This is a genomic window from Novosphingobium sp. ZW T3_23 (assembly GCF_044987305.1).
Taxonomy (GTDB): Bacteria; Pseudomonadota; Alphaproteobacteria; order Sphingomonadales; family Sphingomonadaceae; genus Novosphingobium.
This window is the reverse complement of the sequence record NZ_JBJDRF010000019.1, coordinates 1-16,442: the sequence shown is the minus strand read 5'-3', so window position 1 is coordinate 16,442 and position 16,442 is coordinate 1. Positions and strand designations below refer to the sequence as shown.

The 16,442-nt window shown below is 65.4% G+C and carries 17 protein-coding genes; 4 read left to right on the top strand and 13 right to left on the bottom strand.

Annotated features, from left to right (window positions below):
- Positions 1–8: 8 nt before the first annotated feature.
- Positions 9–1,355, top strand: coding sequence for a TldD/PmbA family protein (locus ACI3K3_RS11945; protein WP_404913885.1), 1,347 nt, complete (start codon positions 9–11; stop codon positions 1,353–1,355).
- A 20-nt stretch (positions 1,356–1,375) separates the two neighbouring features.
- Here ACI3K3_RS11945 and ACI3K3_RS11940 read toward each other — a convergent pair whose 3' ends face one another.
- The 8 genes from ACI3K3_RS11940 to ACI3K3_RS11905 form a co-directional block, all read right to left on the bottom strand.
- Positions 1,376–1,885, bottom strand: coding sequence for an META domain-containing protein (locus ACI3K3_RS11940; protein WP_404913884.1), 510 nt, complete (start codon positions 1,883–1,885; stop codon positions 1,376–1,378).
- A gap of 34 nt (positions 1,886–1,919) precedes the next feature.
- Positions 1,920–2,867 carry a hypothetical protein gene (locus ACI3K3_RS11935; protein WP_404913883.1) on the bottom strand — a complete coding sequence of 316 codons (948 nt, stop codon included), beginning with the start codon at positions 2,865–2,867 and terminating at the stop codon, positions 1,920–1,922.
- Complete coding sequence (locus ACI3K3_RS11930) at positions 2,864–4,720, bottom strand: glycosyltransferase (RefSeq protein WP_404913882.1); 1,857 nt, start codon at positions 4,718–4,720, stop codon at positions 2,864–2,866. Before ACI3K3_RS11930 ends, ACI3K3_RS11935 begins: the two co-directional genes overlap by 4 nt.
- Positions 4,720–6,324 carry a hypothetical protein gene (locus ACI3K3_RS11925; RefSeq protein WP_404913881.1) on the bottom strand — a complete coding sequence of 535 codons (1,605 nt, stop codon included), beginning with the start codon at positions 6,322–6,324 and terminating at the stop codon, positions 4,720–4,722. The genes ACI3K3_RS11930 and ACI3K3_RS11925 overlap by 1 nt, the downstream gene beginning before the upstream one ends.
- Positions 6,325–6,354: 30 nt before the next feature.
- A complete protein-coding gene (locus ACI3K3_RS11920) occupies positions 6,355–7,608 on the bottom strand; it encodes an NAD-dependent epimerase/dehydratase family protein (RefSeq protein ID WP_404913880.1) in 1,254 nt (417 codons plus the stop codon).
- A 233-nt stretch (positions 7,609–7,841) separates the two neighbouring features.
- A complete protein-coding gene (locus tag ACI3K3_RS11915; protein ID WP_404913879.1) occupies positions 7,842–10,268 on the bottom strand; it encodes a PQQ-dependent dehydrogenase, methanol/ethanol family in 2,427 nt (808 codons plus the stop codon).
- Between the two features lie 200 nt (positions 10,269–10,468).
- Positions 10,469–10,696: a DUF2171 domain-containing protein gene (locus tag ACI3K3_RS11910; RefSeq protein WP_404913878.1), complete on the bottom strand. Its 228-nt coding sequence runs from the start codon at positions 10,694–10,696 to the stop codon at positions 10,469–10,471.
- A gap of 99 nt (positions 10,697–10,795) precedes the next feature.
- Positions 10,796–11,053, bottom strand: coding sequence for a DUF2171 domain-containing protein (locus ACI3K3_RS11905; RefSeq protein WP_404913877.1), 258 nt, complete (start codon positions 11,051–11,053; stop codon positions 10,796–10,798).
- Positions 11,054–11,373: 320 nt separating this feature from the next.
- On the opposite strand from ACI3K3_RS11905, the gene ACI3K3_RS11900 reads away from it, so the two are divergent.
- The gene (locus ACI3K3_RS11900; protein WP_404913876.1) at positions 11,374–12,426 is read left to right on the top strand and encodes a ribonucleotide-diphosphate reductase subunit beta; all 1,053 of its coding nucleotides are present in this window, start codon (positions 11,374–11,376) and stop codon (positions 12,424–12,426) included.
- 73 nt (positions 12,427–12,499) lie between these two features.
- Here ACI3K3_RS11900 and ACI3K3_RS11895 read toward each other — a convergent pair whose 3' ends face one another.
- The 5 genes from ACI3K3_RS11895 to ACI3K3_RS11875 form a co-directional block, all read right to left on the bottom strand.
- Positions 12,500–12,997, bottom strand: coding sequence for a thermonuclease family protein (locus tag ACI3K3_RS11895; RefSeq protein WP_404913875.1), 498 nt, complete (start codon positions 12,995–12,997; stop codon positions 12,500–12,502).
- Between the two features lie 16 nt (positions 12,998–13,013).
- Positions 13,014–13,361 (bottom strand): PilZ domain-containing protein, encoded by a 348-nt coding sequence (locus ACI3K3_RS11890; RefSeq protein ID WP_404913874.1) that lies wholly within the window; start codon positions 13,359–13,361, stop codon positions 13,014–13,016.
- Between the two features lie 102 nt (positions 13,362–13,463).
- Complete coding sequence (locus ACI3K3_RS11885; RefSeq protein WP_404913873.1) at positions 13,464–13,883, bottom strand: DUF4870 family protein; 420 nt, start codon at positions 13,881–13,883, stop codon at positions 13,464–13,466.
- A gap of 170 nt (positions 13,884–14,053) precedes the next feature.
- The gene (locus ACI3K3_RS11880) at positions 14,054–14,266 is read right to left on the bottom strand and encodes a zinc-finger domain-containing protein (protein WP_404913872.1); all 213 of its coding nucleotides are present in this window, start codon (positions 14,264–14,266) and stop codon (positions 14,054–14,056) included.
- A 96-nt stretch (positions 14,267–14,362) separates the two neighbouring features.
- Positions 14,363–14,932 carry an FMN-dependent NADH-azoreductase gene (locus tag ACI3K3_RS11875; RefSeq protein ID WP_404913871.1) on the bottom strand — a complete coding sequence of 190 codons (570 nt, stop codon included), beginning with the start codon at positions 14,930–14,932 and terminating at the stop codon, positions 14,363–14,365.
- A gap of 115 nt (positions 14,933–15,047) precedes the next feature.
- On the opposite strand from ACI3K3_RS11875, the gene ACI3K3_RS11870 reads away from it, so the two are divergent.
- Together ACI3K3_RS11870 and ACI3K3_RS11865 are read left to right on the top strand one after the other, a co-directional pair.
- Positions 15,048–15,488 (top strand): winged helix-turn-helix transcriptional regulator, encoded by a 441-nt coding sequence (locus tag ACI3K3_RS11870; RefSeq protein WP_404913870.1) that lies wholly within the window; start codon positions 15,048–15,050, stop codon positions 15,486–15,488.
- Positions 15,489–15,584: 96 nt separating this feature from the next.
- Positions 15,585–16,442: ABC transporter ATP-binding protein (locus ACI3K3_RS11865; RefSeq protein ID WP_404913869.1), on the top strand; the 858-nt coding region annotated here is incomplete at its 3' end.

Here is a 16,442-nt window from a genome sequence, read left to right as displayed (position 1 = left end):
CCTAACAGATGCTCAGCCCCCAGGAAGCGCTCGACCGCGCCCAGGATCTTGTCGACCGCGCCCGCAAGGCCGGTGCGGATGCCGCCGATGCGGTGTTCGGGGCCAGTTCGTCCGAGGGCATCCAGGTCCGTCTGGGCAAGCTGGAGGATGTGGAGCGTTCCGAAAGCGAGCATATCTCCCTGCGGGTCTTCCTGGGCAAGCGCTCGGCCAGCATCGGCTCCTCCGATCTTTCCCCCCAGGCGCTGGACGAACTGGCGGCTCGTGCCATCGCGATGGCGGGCGCGGCGCCGGATGACGCCTTCGCCGGACTGGCTCCTGACGAGATGTTGACGCGCGGCCCCTGGGCCGAGCTTGACCTGCTCGATCCCTCGGAACCCAGCCCCCAGGATCTGCGGGCAGTGGCGCAGGAAGCGGAAGATGCCGCGCGGGCAGTGGCCGGCACCACCAATTCGGACGGTGCCACCGCCAGCGCCGGAACCGGCGTCTTCGCGCTCGCCACCAGCCATGGATTCGCCGGGGCCTATGGATCGACCAGCCATTCGATCAGCGTCTCGATCGTGGCGGGCGATGGGGCAGCCAAGCAGCGCGACTATGCCTGGCGTTCGGCCCACCACCGTTCGGACCTGCCGCCCCCGGCCGAAATCGGGGCGCTGGCCGGCCGACGCGCGGTGGCCCGACTGGAACCCGGCCGCATGGCGAGCGGGCAGATGCCGGTGGTCTTCGATCCGCGCGTGGGCGGCTCGCTGATCGGCCATCTCACCGGGGCGATCTCGGGCAGCGCCATTGCACGGCGCTCCAGCTTCCTGCTCGACAAGCTGGAAGAGCAGATCTTCGCGCCGGGGATCGTGCTGGTGGAAGAACCGCACACGCCGCGCGGGCTGCGCTCGCGTCCCTTCGACGGCGAGGGCCTGGCCACGCGCCCGCGCCATCTCGTCGAGGACGGCCGCGTTACCGGCTGGCTGCTGGACAGCGCCTCGGCCCGGCAGCTCGGCCTTGCGCCGACCGGCCATGCCGCGCGCGGCGGAGGCGGCGCGCCGGGCGTCTCGGTGGGCAATCTCCATCTTCAGCCGGGCACGGCGACGCCGGCCGAACTGATGGCCGACATCAAGGACGGCGTCTATATCACCGAACTGATCGGTAGCGGCGTCAACGGCGTTACCGGCGATTACAGCCGGGGCGCTTCCGGCTTCCGCATCGTCGGCGGCGAGATTGCCGGGCCGATCGCGGAGTTCACGGTTGCCGGAAACCTGCTCGCCATGTTCGCGAACCTGACCGCCGCGAACGATCTGGAATGGCACCGCGCGATCAACGTTCCGACCTTGCGGATCGATGGGATGACCATCGCCGGAGAGTGATGCCGGCCGGTACTTCGGGTTCAGAGTGGGGTGAACTCGAAGATGCCGCCGTCCATCTTCAGCGCCAGAAACAGGCGTCCATCGCGCAGGGTATAGCTCGCCACGTCGGGGAGGCGCGCGGCGAGCGTCTGGCCGATGTCCGGCTGGGGACAGAGCGCGCGGGTCGAGGCGATGGGACCGATCGTCAGCGTTCCGCCGGTGTTTCCACCGTCGCTCGGCGAGAGCTTGTACGATCCCCGACCGCGATTGCAGTCGAGCTGCAGGACGAGCGCGCCGTCAGTGCCGAATTCGAGCGTGTAGTCGCGTCCCTCTTCGGGCCGGGTCGTGCCCTGGGCATCGTCGGACGACTGGAAGGCCACGAATTTCCACGACGTTCCGGTCAGCCCGATGGGCGCCGACGGGGCAGATGTGGGAGCGGGAGCAGGGGCCGGTCCTGCCGTGTCGGTCGTGCATCCGCCCAGCAGGGCGATGCCGGCAGCAAGCGCCACGGTTGTCGGGAGCAGGGCGGTAAAAGCGGAACCTTTGCGCATTGCGTAACTCCGATGCTTCGGCAGCTTGCCGGGTTCAGTTGGTGAGGCCGATGTTCCAGCGAACCCCCATGCGGCCCACGAAGCCGCGATAGTCACGGGTGGGCACGTTGGAATCGTTGCTGGTGTAGCCGCCTTCGCCATAGAGCGAGAAACGGCGGTCCAGCGCGTATTCCAACCCTCCGGTCAGCCGGAACTGCGTGTCCTTGCGGGGATAGGGGAAGACGCGCGAAAAATCGTCCTTGTAGTCGCGGTGGACCAGGTACAACCGGCCGTATCCCATCAGCTTCTGCGCCAGCGGCGTGCGCGCGATGATCTGGGTGCCGTAGCCGTTGTAGGTGAAGCGGTCTTCCTCGGCATTGTTGTGCAGGCCCAGCAGCGAGGCCTGAATCCGCGTTCGGGCATTGCCGGGGCGCCAGACATGGCGCAGTTCGCCCATCCATTCGGACTGGTCGTAGCCGGTGAAGCGGCGCTCGGTCTGGTTGCGATAGCCGTAGCGCAGGCGCAGGGTCGAGACATGCTCGGGGTTGTGGCGGTGGATCAGCTGCCCGTCCAGGCGCACCCGGTCGAAGACCCGGCCATCGTTGGCGAAGACGTAGTCGTAGCCGGGAATCAACCGCAGGCGCGTTCGTCCCCTGGCCGCCAGCGGAATATCGATCTGTGCTTCGGCGCCCAGGCGGTAGCGGTTGTAGTCGGATTCGGCGGGAAACACCTGCACCCCGCCGAGGCCGCGCAGGATGACCGGCCCGGTGTCGTAGTTGATGCTGGCCTGGGTGCCGAGATCGGTGAAGATGCGGTCCTGGTTCACTGTGGAATCGATGACGTCCGGCGGCACGACGTCCCTGCCGACCCAGGCATCGCCCGCTATCCACGCATCTCCGGCCTTGGCGGCGGCAGCTGTCGGCACGAGGAAGGCCAGGGCAGCAGCGGCAGCTAAGGGCGTGAACATCTTCGGAAGGCCGGGGGTGACGCGGTAGGCGGTCATGACGTCTCCTGGTTTTCGGAAGCTTCGGGCAGTTCGGAAAGCGCGGGAATGGCGGTTTCCGGCAACCGGATCGTGTGGGGGCGGGTGTTGATGGGTATCGTGAGTGCCGATTCCAGCGTGTACCAGGCCCGAAGGCCGCGGAAGAAGGCATAGGACGGGAGCGAAAGCAGGGCGCGGGGCTCGCGGGCCAGGGTTATGGCGATGATCGCCACCAGCATCGGCGATCCGAACACCACCGCCGCAACCGCCTGCCACGAAAGCTGGGTGTTGGTTGCCCGCGTCATCAGCAATTCGAAGAAGCCGAAGATCAGGATCGGCACGGTCATGGCGCGACGGGCGTTGTTCATCAGCATGTAGGGCAGGATCAGCTTGCCGCGAATCGTCAGGCGCGGCGACAGGATCAGCGTCCGCGCCCGCGAACTGACGTGGTAGATCGAACGGAACCAGCGCAGCCGCTGTTCGCGCAAGTGGGCGAAGCTGGTAGGCACTTCGGAGACGTAGCGAACGCGCTCGTCCACCAGGGTGCGAAAGCCCAGTTCGGCGATGCGCAGCGAGATGTCGGTATCCTCGCCGTTCATCCCGGCGGCGAAGGCCCCGGCGCGGCGCAGCGCCTCTGCGCGGTAGATCACGAACATGCCGGGAATGCCGACGAGCCCGGTGATCGCGGTGAGGCCGGGCGAGTAGTAGCTGTGCTTCAGCAGCACTTCCACCAGACGGCCGCCATCGAACAGCGCGCCACCCGGCGGGATCGGCACGCCGCCCACGGCGCCGGTATGGGCATGGGCGAAGTTCTGCATCGCCAGCCGGAACGAGTCCGGCTCGATCTGCGTATCGGCATCGATGCGCACGATGAAGGCATGGCGGGCGATGGCGACGCCGGTGTTCAGCGCATGGGCCTTGCCGGGCCGCGCCACGTGCACCACCCGGCCTTGCGCCACCGTGCAGTCGGCCAGGACGGCGCGGGCGATTTCGGCGGTGTCGTCGGTGGAGGCATTGTCGAGCACGATCAATTCCACCGGCGCCCCGTATCGACTGGCGGCGCGTTCGATCTGCCGGATCGTTTCCTCGATCACATAGGCTTCGTTGTGCGCGGGCACGATCACGCTCAACGGCGCGGCGAAATCCTTGCGCGAAAGCAGGTGGCGCTCCACCGTGGCGATCACATAGAGTTGCAAGAACAGCAGGAACAGGAACAGCACCACGCCGGGTCCGATGCCGCCCAGCAGGGCCGCCTCTCGCAGGCCGTCCAGCGCCTCCAGGTCGTGGAAGCCTGCCCAGACCGACACGACGGCCGCGACAAGGCCGGTAAATGCCAGCCGGATCAGCGATCGCATCGCGAACTGCCGATCGATGCGCACGGGCACCGATTCCGGCATCGTCCCGCGCTCCAGGATGACGAAGGAAAAGATGCCGAAGCCTAGCAATCCTGCGATCACCTGGAGCACGCCCAGCGGATAGGGTTCTCCGGCCAGCCCGAACAGCGCCGCGCTGCCGAGATCGAGCAGGGCGCAGATCACCAGAAACCGCAGGATGAGATCGAGGGCGAACTCCACCCGCGCGCGGACCGAACCGGCGGCGAAGATCGAGAACGCCAGATAGAACGAGAGTATGAAGGTGCGGATCGATATCGCGTGTCCGCCCTGGTAGGGGCCGAAGACGTAGTCGTGGGCGGGCAGCCAGGCGTCGAGCCAGCCCAGTTCGAATGCCGCGAGCTGCACCACCGAAAGGATTGAGAACGTCAGGAGCAGGGCCGGTGCGCGCAAGGTAGAGACGGGAACTGCCAGCCCGCCCGGGCGGCTGTCCACCGACCGGAAGTTCGCATCGCGCCGGGCCAGTTCCTTGGCGGCGTCCATCACCTTTTCGGCTTCGATCCAGTTGGACTCGGCTGGGGAGAAGGCGTGGTGGCCAGTGGGGCGGGCGCTGGAGCAGGCGGCAGGTCCACCAGCAGCGCTACGAGCACAGCCACTCTGGCGGAAAGCCCCCGCGCCTGTGGGGAGAGCGGCTCCACCACCAGATCCTGCCGGCGATCCTCGGGATAGTGGAGGATCCAGGACCGTCCTTTCGGTCGCAGTTTCGCCGCCTGTCCGGCGACGTCGCCGGACAGGACGTGGATGGTCGACCGGGCGTTCCGGTCTTCGAACCGCAGCCGGTTGGGCGCCAGTTCGGCAAGGATGCGCGCCGCAGTCTGCGCGTCGGGTGCGGTGAGGGGGCTGCTGGCAAGCGCTATGGGCGGGTTGGCCTGAAGCGCCGCGCGCAGTTGCAGGATCGGCAGTTCCAGGCGGGGCCCGCCGCCCTGAAGCACCGTGGCGGGCAGCATTTCCGCCGCGATCAGCCGCATGGCGCCGCAGCGCATGTCGTCATGATCGTAGGAGGTCAGCGTCATCTCCAGATCGTTGCGCGCCATCTGGATTTCGGGCGGCAGGGCGATCGACTGGTTGAGGCGATCGTCTTCCTCGCTCAGGTGACGTGTGGCGAGAAGGCGTCCGTTCAGCGTGACCAGCAGGGTCGTGCGGGTATCCTCGATCGGGCCCATGATCATGCGCAGGTCGAGCGTCTTGGGCAGTTCGCGGTTCGGCAGGTCGGCGGCGGCATAGCTGTAGCGCCAGGTGGTCTCCCGGTCGAAACGGCGCGTGCCGGCGTTGGCGACGTCCGACAACAGCGGCACCGGATAGGCCAGCGGGCCACGTCGGCCGCGATTGTCGGGCGCTTGCTGCAGCAGGTCGGTCAGATCGTCCCCGGAAAGGCCCTTATCTCCGAAGTAAACGGAATAGCCCTTATCGACGAGCCGGGCGGCGGCGATCAGGCGCGGCAGGTCCGCAGGCTTATCGACCCCATCCCAGTCCACCGGCACCAGGCTGCCCCAAAGCGCCAGGCGGTCGCGCGTGGTGGAGAGCGGCTTGTCGAGCGTAACGTGAAGGCCGCTGGGCGCCTCGATCGCCACTACGGCCGACATCGCCTCGTTGGGCGTGCATTCCTGCAAGGGCCCGCGTCCGATCAGTGCCAGCTTCACTTCCAGTTCGCGCGAGGCGAGTTCGCTGGGCGTCAGTTCCACCCGCGCCTTCTGTTCGCTGCGCCCTTCGGCAAGGATCACGTCGGCCCGCTTGATGCCGTTGATGGTGATCCGCAGAGCGCCCTGCGCGCCCCTGGCGGCATCGACGCGAAAGGCGATTTCGTAAGTTCCGCTCACCGGGCGGCTGTCGATCGGCAGGCGGAACGTCTTGCTGGCATAGGACGGCAGGCCGGAGAGGATCAGCGGCGCGTCCGGGTGGACCTGCGCCACGAAGACGGATCGGCCCTTGATGTCGATGAAGTCGCTCGATCCGCGTTCGAAATCGTGGAAATAGGGGAGCGCCATCCGGTCTCGGTCGGTGAGCCCGTCGAACAGTCCGGTTCGCCCGATGACGATGAGTATCCCGACCAGAACCAGCGCCAGCAAACCGATACCCCAGAGTCTCATCGGCATTCCCCTTGCTTGGATCGTTCTCGTTCAGGCGGCGCCGCCCGGCGCAGCCCCTCTGGCGAAAGGAACGACCTTGTCGTCCGGTTCTTCCAGCCTCGCCCGCTCTTCCCGGGACCAGGCGGTGCGGGCGGGTATGTGGCGCGGATCCACCCTGTCGGCGAAGCGGCTGGAGATTTCGAACGTCTCCTGCAGCAGCCCCTCATGAAGCGTGATCGGATCGAGGCCGAGCGCGCGGAAAGTGGCGTTGCTGACTTCGAGGTCGTTTTCCGCGGCTTCCTTGCGCGGGTTGGGCCGGTATTCGATCCGCGCTCCGGTAACCTCGGAAACCAGTTCGGCCAGGTCGCGCACGCGCAGCGTCTCCGCGATCTGGTTGAGGATCTTGACCCGCTGTCCGCGCTGCGGCGGATGGGCGATGGCCAGGGCGATGCAACGCACGGTATCCTGGATGTTGATGAAGGCGCGCGTCTGTCCGCCGGTGCCGTGAACTGTCAGCGGATGGCCGATCGCCGCCTGGACCAGAAAACGGTTCAGCACCGTGCCGTATTCGCCGTCGTAGTCGAACCGGTTGATCAGATCGGGATGGCGCCGGGTTTCCTCCGTCTGCGTGCCCCAGACGATGCCCTGGTGCAGGTCCGTAATCCGCAAGCAGTCGTTCTGGGCATAGAACTGGAAAAGGAGCTGATCGATCGACTTGGTCAGGTGATAGACGCTGCCGGGGCGCGTGGGATAGAGAATCTCCCATTCGTGGCGCCCGCCGTCCCGGTCGGTGATATCGACGTTGAGATAGCCTTCCGGAATCTCGAAACCCGCACCGCCGTAACCGTAGACGCCCATGGTGCCGAGGTGGACGAGATGACAATCGAGTTCGCACTCCACCAGTGCGTTCAGCACATTGTGCGTTCCGCCGACATTGTTGTTGACCGTGTAGCGCTTTTCAGTGGCGCCGCGCATGGAATAGGGCGCCGCGCGCTGCTCGGCGAAATGCACGATGACGTCCGGCCGCTCTGCCGAAAGTAATTGGGTCAACTCAGCGTAGTCGTTTGCGACATCGACTTCGTGAAACCGGAGAACGGAACCGCTGACGGATTTCCAGACGTCGATGCGTTGCTTCATCGATACGATGGGGGTGAGACTACACACGCCCAGTTCATCATCGATCCGTCGACGAGAGAAATTGTCGATGATGATCACTTCATGCCCGAGGCTCGAAAGATGAAGCGATGTCGGCCAACCGCAGAATCCGTCGCCGCCGAGAACGAAAATCTTCTTGGGTGCTGCCATCAGGATTACACCCTCAATGGATTGCAGGCACGCGGATCATATCAGAAATAAATCGAGATCAAACAAGATAATCGCATTAGTTCAGGAGAATAGTTAAAGTCGGGGCGCAGGGCGTCGCATCCTGGAGTTGTTCGTGCCGATGGTGCGGCCCGTGTCCATGATGGGGCGCGGTCAGTCCCGCCCCACCATTCGACCGGGAATGCGCGGCGCCGCCGGGCGGGGCGGGAGCTGGCTCAGGGACGGGTGCCCGTCACCGGGAACTTGCCGAACGGGCCGTTGGAGGTTTCGCCGCTGAGTTTGCCGTCCCGCACCGTGACGTCGTAGCTAACGGTGATCGGCATCGGCATCGACGCCTTGCCCTGGAACTTCGCGCGGCCGTCCTTCACGCCGCCTGCCATGTCCACCGTGCCTTGGTCGGCAGTGATGCGACCCGTCACGACATTGCCCGCGACCTTCAGCTCCATCACTGCCTTCTGGGGGCCGACGGGGGTCTGGATGACCAGGTTCCACTTGCCCGCGAAGTCCTGTGGCCGGGCGTTGCTGGCCTGTGCCGCCTTGGCCTTGTCCAGCAGCGCTTTCTGCTCGGCCGGCGCGGCCTGCGCGCGGGCGCGCAAGTAGAAGCGCATGGTTTCCAGTTCCTCGTCGGTGAAGGCGGGGAAGGGCGGCATGCCGTTCATCTTCAGCGCGCCATCCTTCACCACCTGCCGGAACGTGTCGGCATCGGTAATCATGGGCGAGTAGCGCAAGTCCGGCGCCGCGCCGCCGCCGATCGCGTTCCAGCCGTGGCAGACCAGGCATGCGCGGGTGCCGAACAGCATGGCCCCCGCCTGGGCGCGGGCGAGGTCGGGCTTGAAATCCGGATCGGTGGGAGGGACGAGTTCGGGAAGCTGGAACGGCGGGATCACATCCTTGCCGTCCAGCGCGAAGGTCAGGACGCGGCGGGGCAGGCGATAGTCGGTGCGGAACGCGGCATTGCCGGGCGAATTGATCCCCGCGCCATTGCCGCCCGCGCCGGTTATCACGGTGACGTATTGCCGTCCGTTCGCGCGGTAAGTGATCGGCGCGCCGACGATCGGGCTTTCGGTCTTGAACGACCAGAGCTGCTTGCCGGTCATGGCGTCCCGCGCCACGAAGCGGCCGTCAATCTGGCCCTGGAACACCAGGCCGCCGGCGCTGGCCATCACCCCGCCCGGCCAGTTGCCCGGCAGTTCCGCTTCCCAGGCGAGTGACTGCGTGACCGGGTTCCAGGCGCGCAGGAAGCTCCTGTGGCTGCCGGGCAGCTCGACTTCCGGGATCAGCGTCACGCCCATGCCCGCGCTGATCTCACCGCCGCCCTCCTGGCCCTCGCCAATGAGCGCGCCCTGTTCGATCACCGGGATGTAGACCAGCCCGGTCAGCGGGCTATAGGCCTGCGGCATCCAGGAATGGGCCCCGGTAGGTCCGGGCCAGAGTTCGAACAGTCCCGGCTTGCCGACATAGCGGATGCCGGGGTTCTCCACCGGGCGCCCCGTCTTCCTGTCGATGCGATCCGCCCAGGTAACCTTGGCGATCTTCTCGGCCGAGATGAACTGGCCGGTCGCCCGGTCCAGCACGTAGAAGAACCCGTTCTTCGGCGCCTGCATCAGCACCTTGCGGTCCTTGCCGTCGATCTTGAGCGTGGCCAGCGTCATGTCGGTGGTGGCGGTGCAGTCCCACTGCTCGCCAGGGCAGACCTGGTAATGCCACTTGTAGGCCCCGGTGTTAGCATCCACCGCCACGATCGAGGCAAGGAACAGGTTGTCTCCGCCGCCGGGGCTGCGCTTCGACTGGTTGTAAGGAAAGCCGTTGCCAATGCCGAGGTAGACGAGGCCCAGTTCGGCATCGTAGCTGAAGGCGTTCCAGGCCGTGCCGCCGCCGCCGCGACGGGAGCCGTCGGAATTGGTCCAGCCGCTGGGCCAGGTCTTGCGCATCAGCGCCTCGGCCTTTTCGTTGCCGGGGGCAACGGTATCGCCGGGCGTCGTATAGAAGCGCCACGCCAGCTTGCCGGTCTTGGCGTCATAGGCCGAAACGAAGCCGCGCGCCGGGCTGATGTCCCCGCCGCCGAAGCCAACGATCACCTTGCCGCCGAACACGCGCGGGGCGCCGTTGGAATTGCGCGGAGCATCGTCGGGATAATCGAAGGTCTTCCAGACTTCCTTGCCGGTCCTGGCGTCGAGCGAGATCACGTAGCCGTCGGTGGTGACGAGGAAGACATGGCCCGAATCATAGGCGATGCCCTTGTTGCCCCACGACATCTGAAGCGCCGAAGTGGCCCGTTCGCGGGTGCCGCCGTTGTACTCCCAGACCTGCTTGCCGGTCACCGCATCCAGCGCGCGGATATGCGAGTGGCCCGAGGTGAGGAACACCTTTCCTTCGGCCATCAGCGGCGTGCTGGCGGTATAGCCGGGGTCGAGATCGAAGTGCCATGCCAGCTTGAGCTGGCCGACGTTGCCGGTGTCGATCTCGTCGAGCGGGGAATAGTGCGTTTCGCTGCCGGTGCGGCCCCAGCCCGGCCATTCGTCAGGATCGGCCACCATGGCCTGTTCGATCGGCTGGGCGGGCCGGTCGCAGGCGGCTGCGGTGAGCGAAAGGAGCAGGGCGAGAATAGGCCGCAAGGCGACCATGCTGGAACGTGCGATCACGACATCTTCCCCGATCCGGTCTTCTGTTCTGTGAGATCGGGCTATCAGCCTGCGGTGGGCTTGGAAAGAGATGCTAGCCTATGTGTATCATATCTTCCGAGCCATCGCCGGAGCGAACGAAAAAACCCCGGCGTCCTCCTGGGAAGCCGGGGTTTTCCTGGGGGGGGCAGGCCGAGACGAAACCGCCTCCGGCCCGCTGGTCAGTTCGTGCCGGCGCCCATCGGGATGGGGGTGCCCTGCTTCAGGTAGACCCGGTTGTCCTCGATGCGATCGACATTGTCGAAGGCGATATAGTGATGCGCGCCGTCCGAGCTGTCGGAGCGGGTGAGCTTGAGCTGGTCGTCCTTGACCTCGTCGATCGTGCCGACGTGCTTGCCGGTGTGATCGGTGACTTCCATATGCTCACGAATGCGCAGTTTCTCGAACATGGGGGGCTCCTTTTGCGGGGATGGTGATGCCTTTCCAACCCCCGGCCAGCCTGCTTCGTTCCGTCATTGATCGCTTCGGGAACACGGCTGGTGGAAGCCTCAGGGTTCGGCGCCAAGTCCGAAGGTGGCATCGCCGCGCGGCGAAAGCAGGATCCGGTCGCCGTCCACCCCGTCGATCTCCGACACGGCCACGAAAGACGCGCCTTCGCCTTCGAGAATGACTTCCTGCCCATCGACATGATCGACCACGCCGATCACCCCGCCATCGGCTGCAATCACGGTCATGCCCTTTTTGACGACCCCGGATTCGGTGGGCCAGGAGGTCTGGGCGGAATCGAATGGGGAAGGCGAAGCCATGGCGGGATCCTTTCGGAAGGCGGGATATCGAGGGAAAAACCCCCTGAAATCGGCGCGGTTCCACGATTCGCGCTTTTTCAGTGGCCCACAAGCCCTTGGGTGCCTATATTCGTCAAGCCCCCATATGTGCCTTTATCTTGTGTAAAAGCATCGGCCAACCCGCTCCAAAAGCGATGTAATCTGTTTATCGTGGTGGGCATCGGCATGGAGATAGCTCCGTGCTTCCAGGATCATGCGCCGGGAATGGCGCGAAGGGGCGCTGTCGGCCCTTCGAATCGCCCGGCGACCTTAACGAATCGAACCCCCGGAGTTGTCCGCCCATGTCCCTTCTCGAAGCCCGCAAGACCTACAAGCCCTTCGAATATCCCTGGGCCTACGACTTCTGGAAGACGCAGCAGCAGATCCACTGGCTGCCCGAGGAAGTGCCGCTGGGCGAGGATTGCCGCGACTGGGCGCAGAACATCTCGGAGCATGAGCGCAACCTGCTCACCCAGATCTTCCGCTTCTTCACCCAGGCCGACGTGGAAGTGCAGGATTGCTACCACGAGAAGTACGCCCGCGTCTTCAAGCCCACCGAGATCAAGATGATGCTCGCCGCCTTCTCCAACATGGAGACGGTGCACATCGCCGCCTATTCGCACCTGCTCGACACCATCGGCATGCCCGAGAGCGAATACGGCATGTTCCTTGAGTACGAGGAACTGAAGGCCAAGCACGATTACCTCCAGAAGTTCGGCGTCGACAACGACGAGGACATCGCGCGCACCCTGGCCATGTTCGGCGGCTTCACTGAAGGCGTGCAGCTGTTCGCCAGCTTCGCGATGCTGATGAATTTCCCGCGCTTCAACAAGATGAAGGGCATGGGCCAGATCGTCTCGTGGTCGGTGCGCGACGAATCGCTGCACTGCGAAGGGATCACCCGCCTGTTCCACGCTTTCGTGCAGGAGCGCGGCTGCCTGACCAAGGCGGTGAAGGATGACATCGCCGACCAGTGCCAGACCACCGTCCGCCTGGAAGACGCCTTCATCGACCTTGCCTTCGAGATGGGCCCGGTCCCCGGCATGACCGCCAAGGACATCAAGAAGTACATTCGCTACATCGCCGACTGGCGCATGAACCAGCTTGGCCTCAACCCGATCTACCTGATCGAGGATCACCCGCTGCCCTGGCTTCAGCCGCTGCTCAACGGCGTGGAGCACGCCAACTTCTTCGAGACGCGCGCCACCGAATATTCAAAGGGTGCGACGCGCGGCAACTGGAACGACGTGTGGTCGAACTTCGATTCGCGCCGCAAGGTGAAGGCGAACGACGAAGTGCTCGTCGAGGACGGTTCCGAGCCCGACATGTTCGGCGCGACGGAAGCAGCCGAGTAAACCAGACGGCACCAGACGCTTGAAAAGGGCCGGGAAGCATCGCTTCCTGGCCCCTTTTTCTTGGCCTTTTTCGTCAGCACCAGCTACCGCGACGTCCTTGCCATTGCTCGGCCAGACCTTCGTCGACCAGGGTCATGCCAAGGCTGTGGCCGCCGCGCGTGACGATGCGCAAGGCACGGCCGTAGCGGTCCTTGTCGCGGCCGTCTCCGCCGGGCTGGAGAGAGAAGGGACCGTCGTTCAGCAGCGCGATCAGCCGCTCGGTCGCCTTAGCGCCCAGCCGGGCTTCGTCGCGACATTCGGGTTTGCTGGTTTCGGGGGTATTGATGTCGGCCATGCGGATCTTGGTGCCGCGATACCAGAACGTGTCGCCATCGACGACGCAGGTCTTGCGGACCGGGCCGGAGCAGCGCGCGAAGCGGGCGCTTTCGGCATCGGGCGCAGCGGGAAACAGGCCGCCGCCCGGCACGCCGGTCTTCAGGCCATGCCAATAATAGAGCGCCGCGATCAGGACGAGGGGGAGCAGGATCCAGACCGGCACGGAAAATGCGCGCCGACGGTAGGGGGTAGGCATGGGGAGAGAGCGATCCTCAGGTTCCGTATTCCCGAGCCTCTGGCGTGTCGAATTCTCCCCGGCAAGTACGAATCAGCCGGTCCAGCTCGTGGTGATGGAAGGCACGGACCAGTCTGAAGCCCAGAGTTCCGTTGCCGCTCCAGCGTACCCGCGCCTCGAAGGGATCGGCACCTTCGGGAGCGACCACCAGCACTTCGCCATTCTCGATCGGTTCGGGGAACATGTCGGCGGGCATGACGCAGCCGATCCGGCAGCCTTCCTGCGAAATCTCGACCAGTAGTCCGGAGCCCAGGCGCCGCTCGCCGCGCAGAATCGCCACTACCCGGCGGACGGCATAGCGCTGGTGCGCGCGTATTCTCAGCATGTTCACAGGCAATGGCCCCCCGGCTATCTTCCGCTATGGCCTATCGCATACCGATGTTATCAATCGGTTACCGCTGGGCGCTCACTGGCGGATACGCCCCGTTCAGATCCACCATGTCGTGGGATTGGGCATGGGATCGTGCTTCTGGGCCGCCAGCAGGCTCATCACGCTGCGCACGATCACCAGCACGGCCACGGCCAGGAGCACCAACGCGCCGATCACCACGATCAACAGCATTATGCCCAGGATCGTACCCAGCAGGCCGATCCAGAAGGTCTGGATCAGATACTGGTAATGCGATTCCTCCCAGCCGCCCTTCGCCTCGCCGCGCCAGACATAGGCCAGCACCACGCCCACGATCGCCGTCACCCCGGTGAAGCAGGATGCGAGATAGAGCAGGCTGATGATGGTCGGGTGGTTGAACTCGAAACCGGGCGTCGTGCCGGGAGTCGGGTTCGGGCCATTTGTCTTGGGCCCATTCGTCTGGGGCCCATTCGTCTGGGGATGGTCCAGGTCGTCCATGGCGTTCCTACATGCTGTTCCCGGACCGGGATGCTGCCCGGTTTATGACCATGGCGCAAGCACTGGATTACGCGGCATTACCCGGACCGCCGGTTGGGCGGTCGAGGAGGAAAACGGGGAGGGATGCGCCGGACCCCCTTAGCCCGGCGCAAGGAAGCCAAAGGGGCGGTTCAGGCCGCCTGCTGGTCGGCCGGGCCGCCCTTGAGCACGAAACGGCGATCGCAGTAGCCGCAATCGACATAGCCCTTCTCGTCGATCTCCAGCCACACGCGGGGGTGGCCGAGGGCGGCGGGCTTGTAATTGCCGGCGGTGCGGATGTCGGAAGCCCCGTCGCAGGAAACGCGGTGGGAATCGGTGAAGACGGTTTCAGGCTGCGTGCTCATGGATCGGCCGATTACCAAGCCTTCGCGGCAATTTCCAGACGGCAAATGCGTTCCCGGCGCGCAAGGGTGCGCGCCGGGGGCAATCGTGATGTCGGCTCAGGCCGGAACGGCGAGGGCGCCGGCCTCGGCCAGGGCATCGGCAAGCGCCTTTTCGCGGACTTCCGGACCGATGGCGATGCCTTCGGCCAGCACGAAGACGGGATCGGTGATGCCCACGAAGCCGAGCACGGCGCGCAGATAGCTTTCGGCATGTTCGACGGCGGCCGCCGGCTGGCCCTCGCCATAGTAGCCGCCGCGCGAAAGGGCGACGTAGACCTTCTTGTCGCCCGCCAGGCCCTGCGGCCCTTCGGCGGTGTAGCGGAAGGTCTTGCCGGCCACGAGCACGCGGTCGAGCCAGGCCTTGAGCTGGCTGGGGATGGTGAAGTTGTACATGCCCGCGCCGATCACGATGACGTCGGCGGCCAGGAATTCTGCCAGCTCCGGCGTGCCGTCCGGATTGCCGAGCACGTCGAGGGTGAGGTGCGGCAGCGCTTCGGCGGCGAGGTCGTGGTAGGTGACGTCGAGCGACGAGTCCGCCTTGGTCAGGGTTCCGACGATGGCGGCCGAAACGGCGCGGCTCACCGAGTTTTCACCAAGGATGCTGGAATCGAGATGGAGAAGCTTCATGGGAGAGAACCTCGAAAGTAGTCCCGAACAGGGTGTAGGTTTGAAAATGTGACTGCCCCTAGCTATGTTGCACCGCGACAATCGCCAAGAGCGCATTTTTTCAGGACCAGGTAACATGGACGTGACCACCCAGGAGCCGCCGCAAGCCCCCGTGCTCGATGTGCCCGATGAGCCGGGCGCGCCCGATGTCGTGCATTCGGCAGGCGCCTGCCGCGTCATCGGCGACATTCTCAGCCGCGTGGGGGACAAGTGGTCGATGCTGGTGGTCATGACCCTGCTGGACGGCGACCTGCACTTCAACGAGCTGAAGCGCGCGATCGGCGGGATATCGCAGCAGATGCTGTCGCGGACGTTGCGCGCGCTGGAACGGGACGGGCTGATCGTGCGCACCGTGCATCCCAGCGTGCCGGTGCGGGTGGAATATGCTCTCAGCGAACTGGGGCATTCGCTCTCGCGGCCGGTGAAGGAACTGGGCGCCTGGGCCTTCGCCAACCGCCCCGCGATCGAGGCGAGCCGCTCGGTGTTCGATGGTCGCGAGGACGCCGGGAAGGCCTGAACGCCGGCCGGGGAAAGGGCGCAGACAGGACCCGGCCGCCTGACGGACCCCGAACGCGCTCTTTACTGGCGCGCCGTCCTGCCCCACATGCGGGCCATGACCAGCTCGAATTCCGCCGCCATCTCGATCCGCGACCTCAAGAAGCGCTATGCCCCTGCCGGAAGCGGCGAGGGCAAACTGGCGCTCAAGGGCGTCTCCTTCGATGTTCCGGAAGGCGGCATCTTCGGCCTGCTGGGCCCGAACGGCGCGGGCAAGTCCACGCTGATCAACATCATGGCCGGGCTGGTCCGCAAGACTTCGGGTTCGATCGACATTTGGGGCTTCGACATCGATCGCAACCAGCGCAATGCCAAGCGTTCGATCGGCATCGTCCCGCAGGAGATCGTGTTCGATCCGTTCTTCACGCCGTTCGAAGTGCTGGAGAACCAGGCGGGCCTCTATGGCATCGCCAAGACCCTGCGCCGTTCGGAAGACCTGCTGCGCGCCGTCCACCTGTCGGACAAGCGGGACGCCTACGCCCGCACGCTCTCGGGGGGCATGAAGCGCCGCCTGCTGATCGCCAAGGCCCTCGTCCACCAGCCGCCGGTGCTCGTGCTCGACGAACCGACCGCCGGCGTGGACGTGGAACTGCGCCGCCAGCTGTGGGAACTCGTTTCCGAGCTGAACCGCGAAGGCGCGACGATCGTGCTGACCACGCACTACCTAGAGGAAGCGGAGGAACTCTGCGACCGCATCGCCATCATCAACCACGGCGAATTGATCGCCAACAAGCCCACGCGCGAACTGGTGGGCATGGCGCGCGAGAAGATCCTCGTCCTCACGCTCGACCGTGACGTCACGGCGCTGCCCAGCCACCCGGGTTTCCTCAAGTGCGAGAAGGCCGGCGAGCGCGAGCTTCGGATCACCTACGACAAGGATCGCAGCAATGCTGGCGAGATTCTTTCGGCGGTCCAG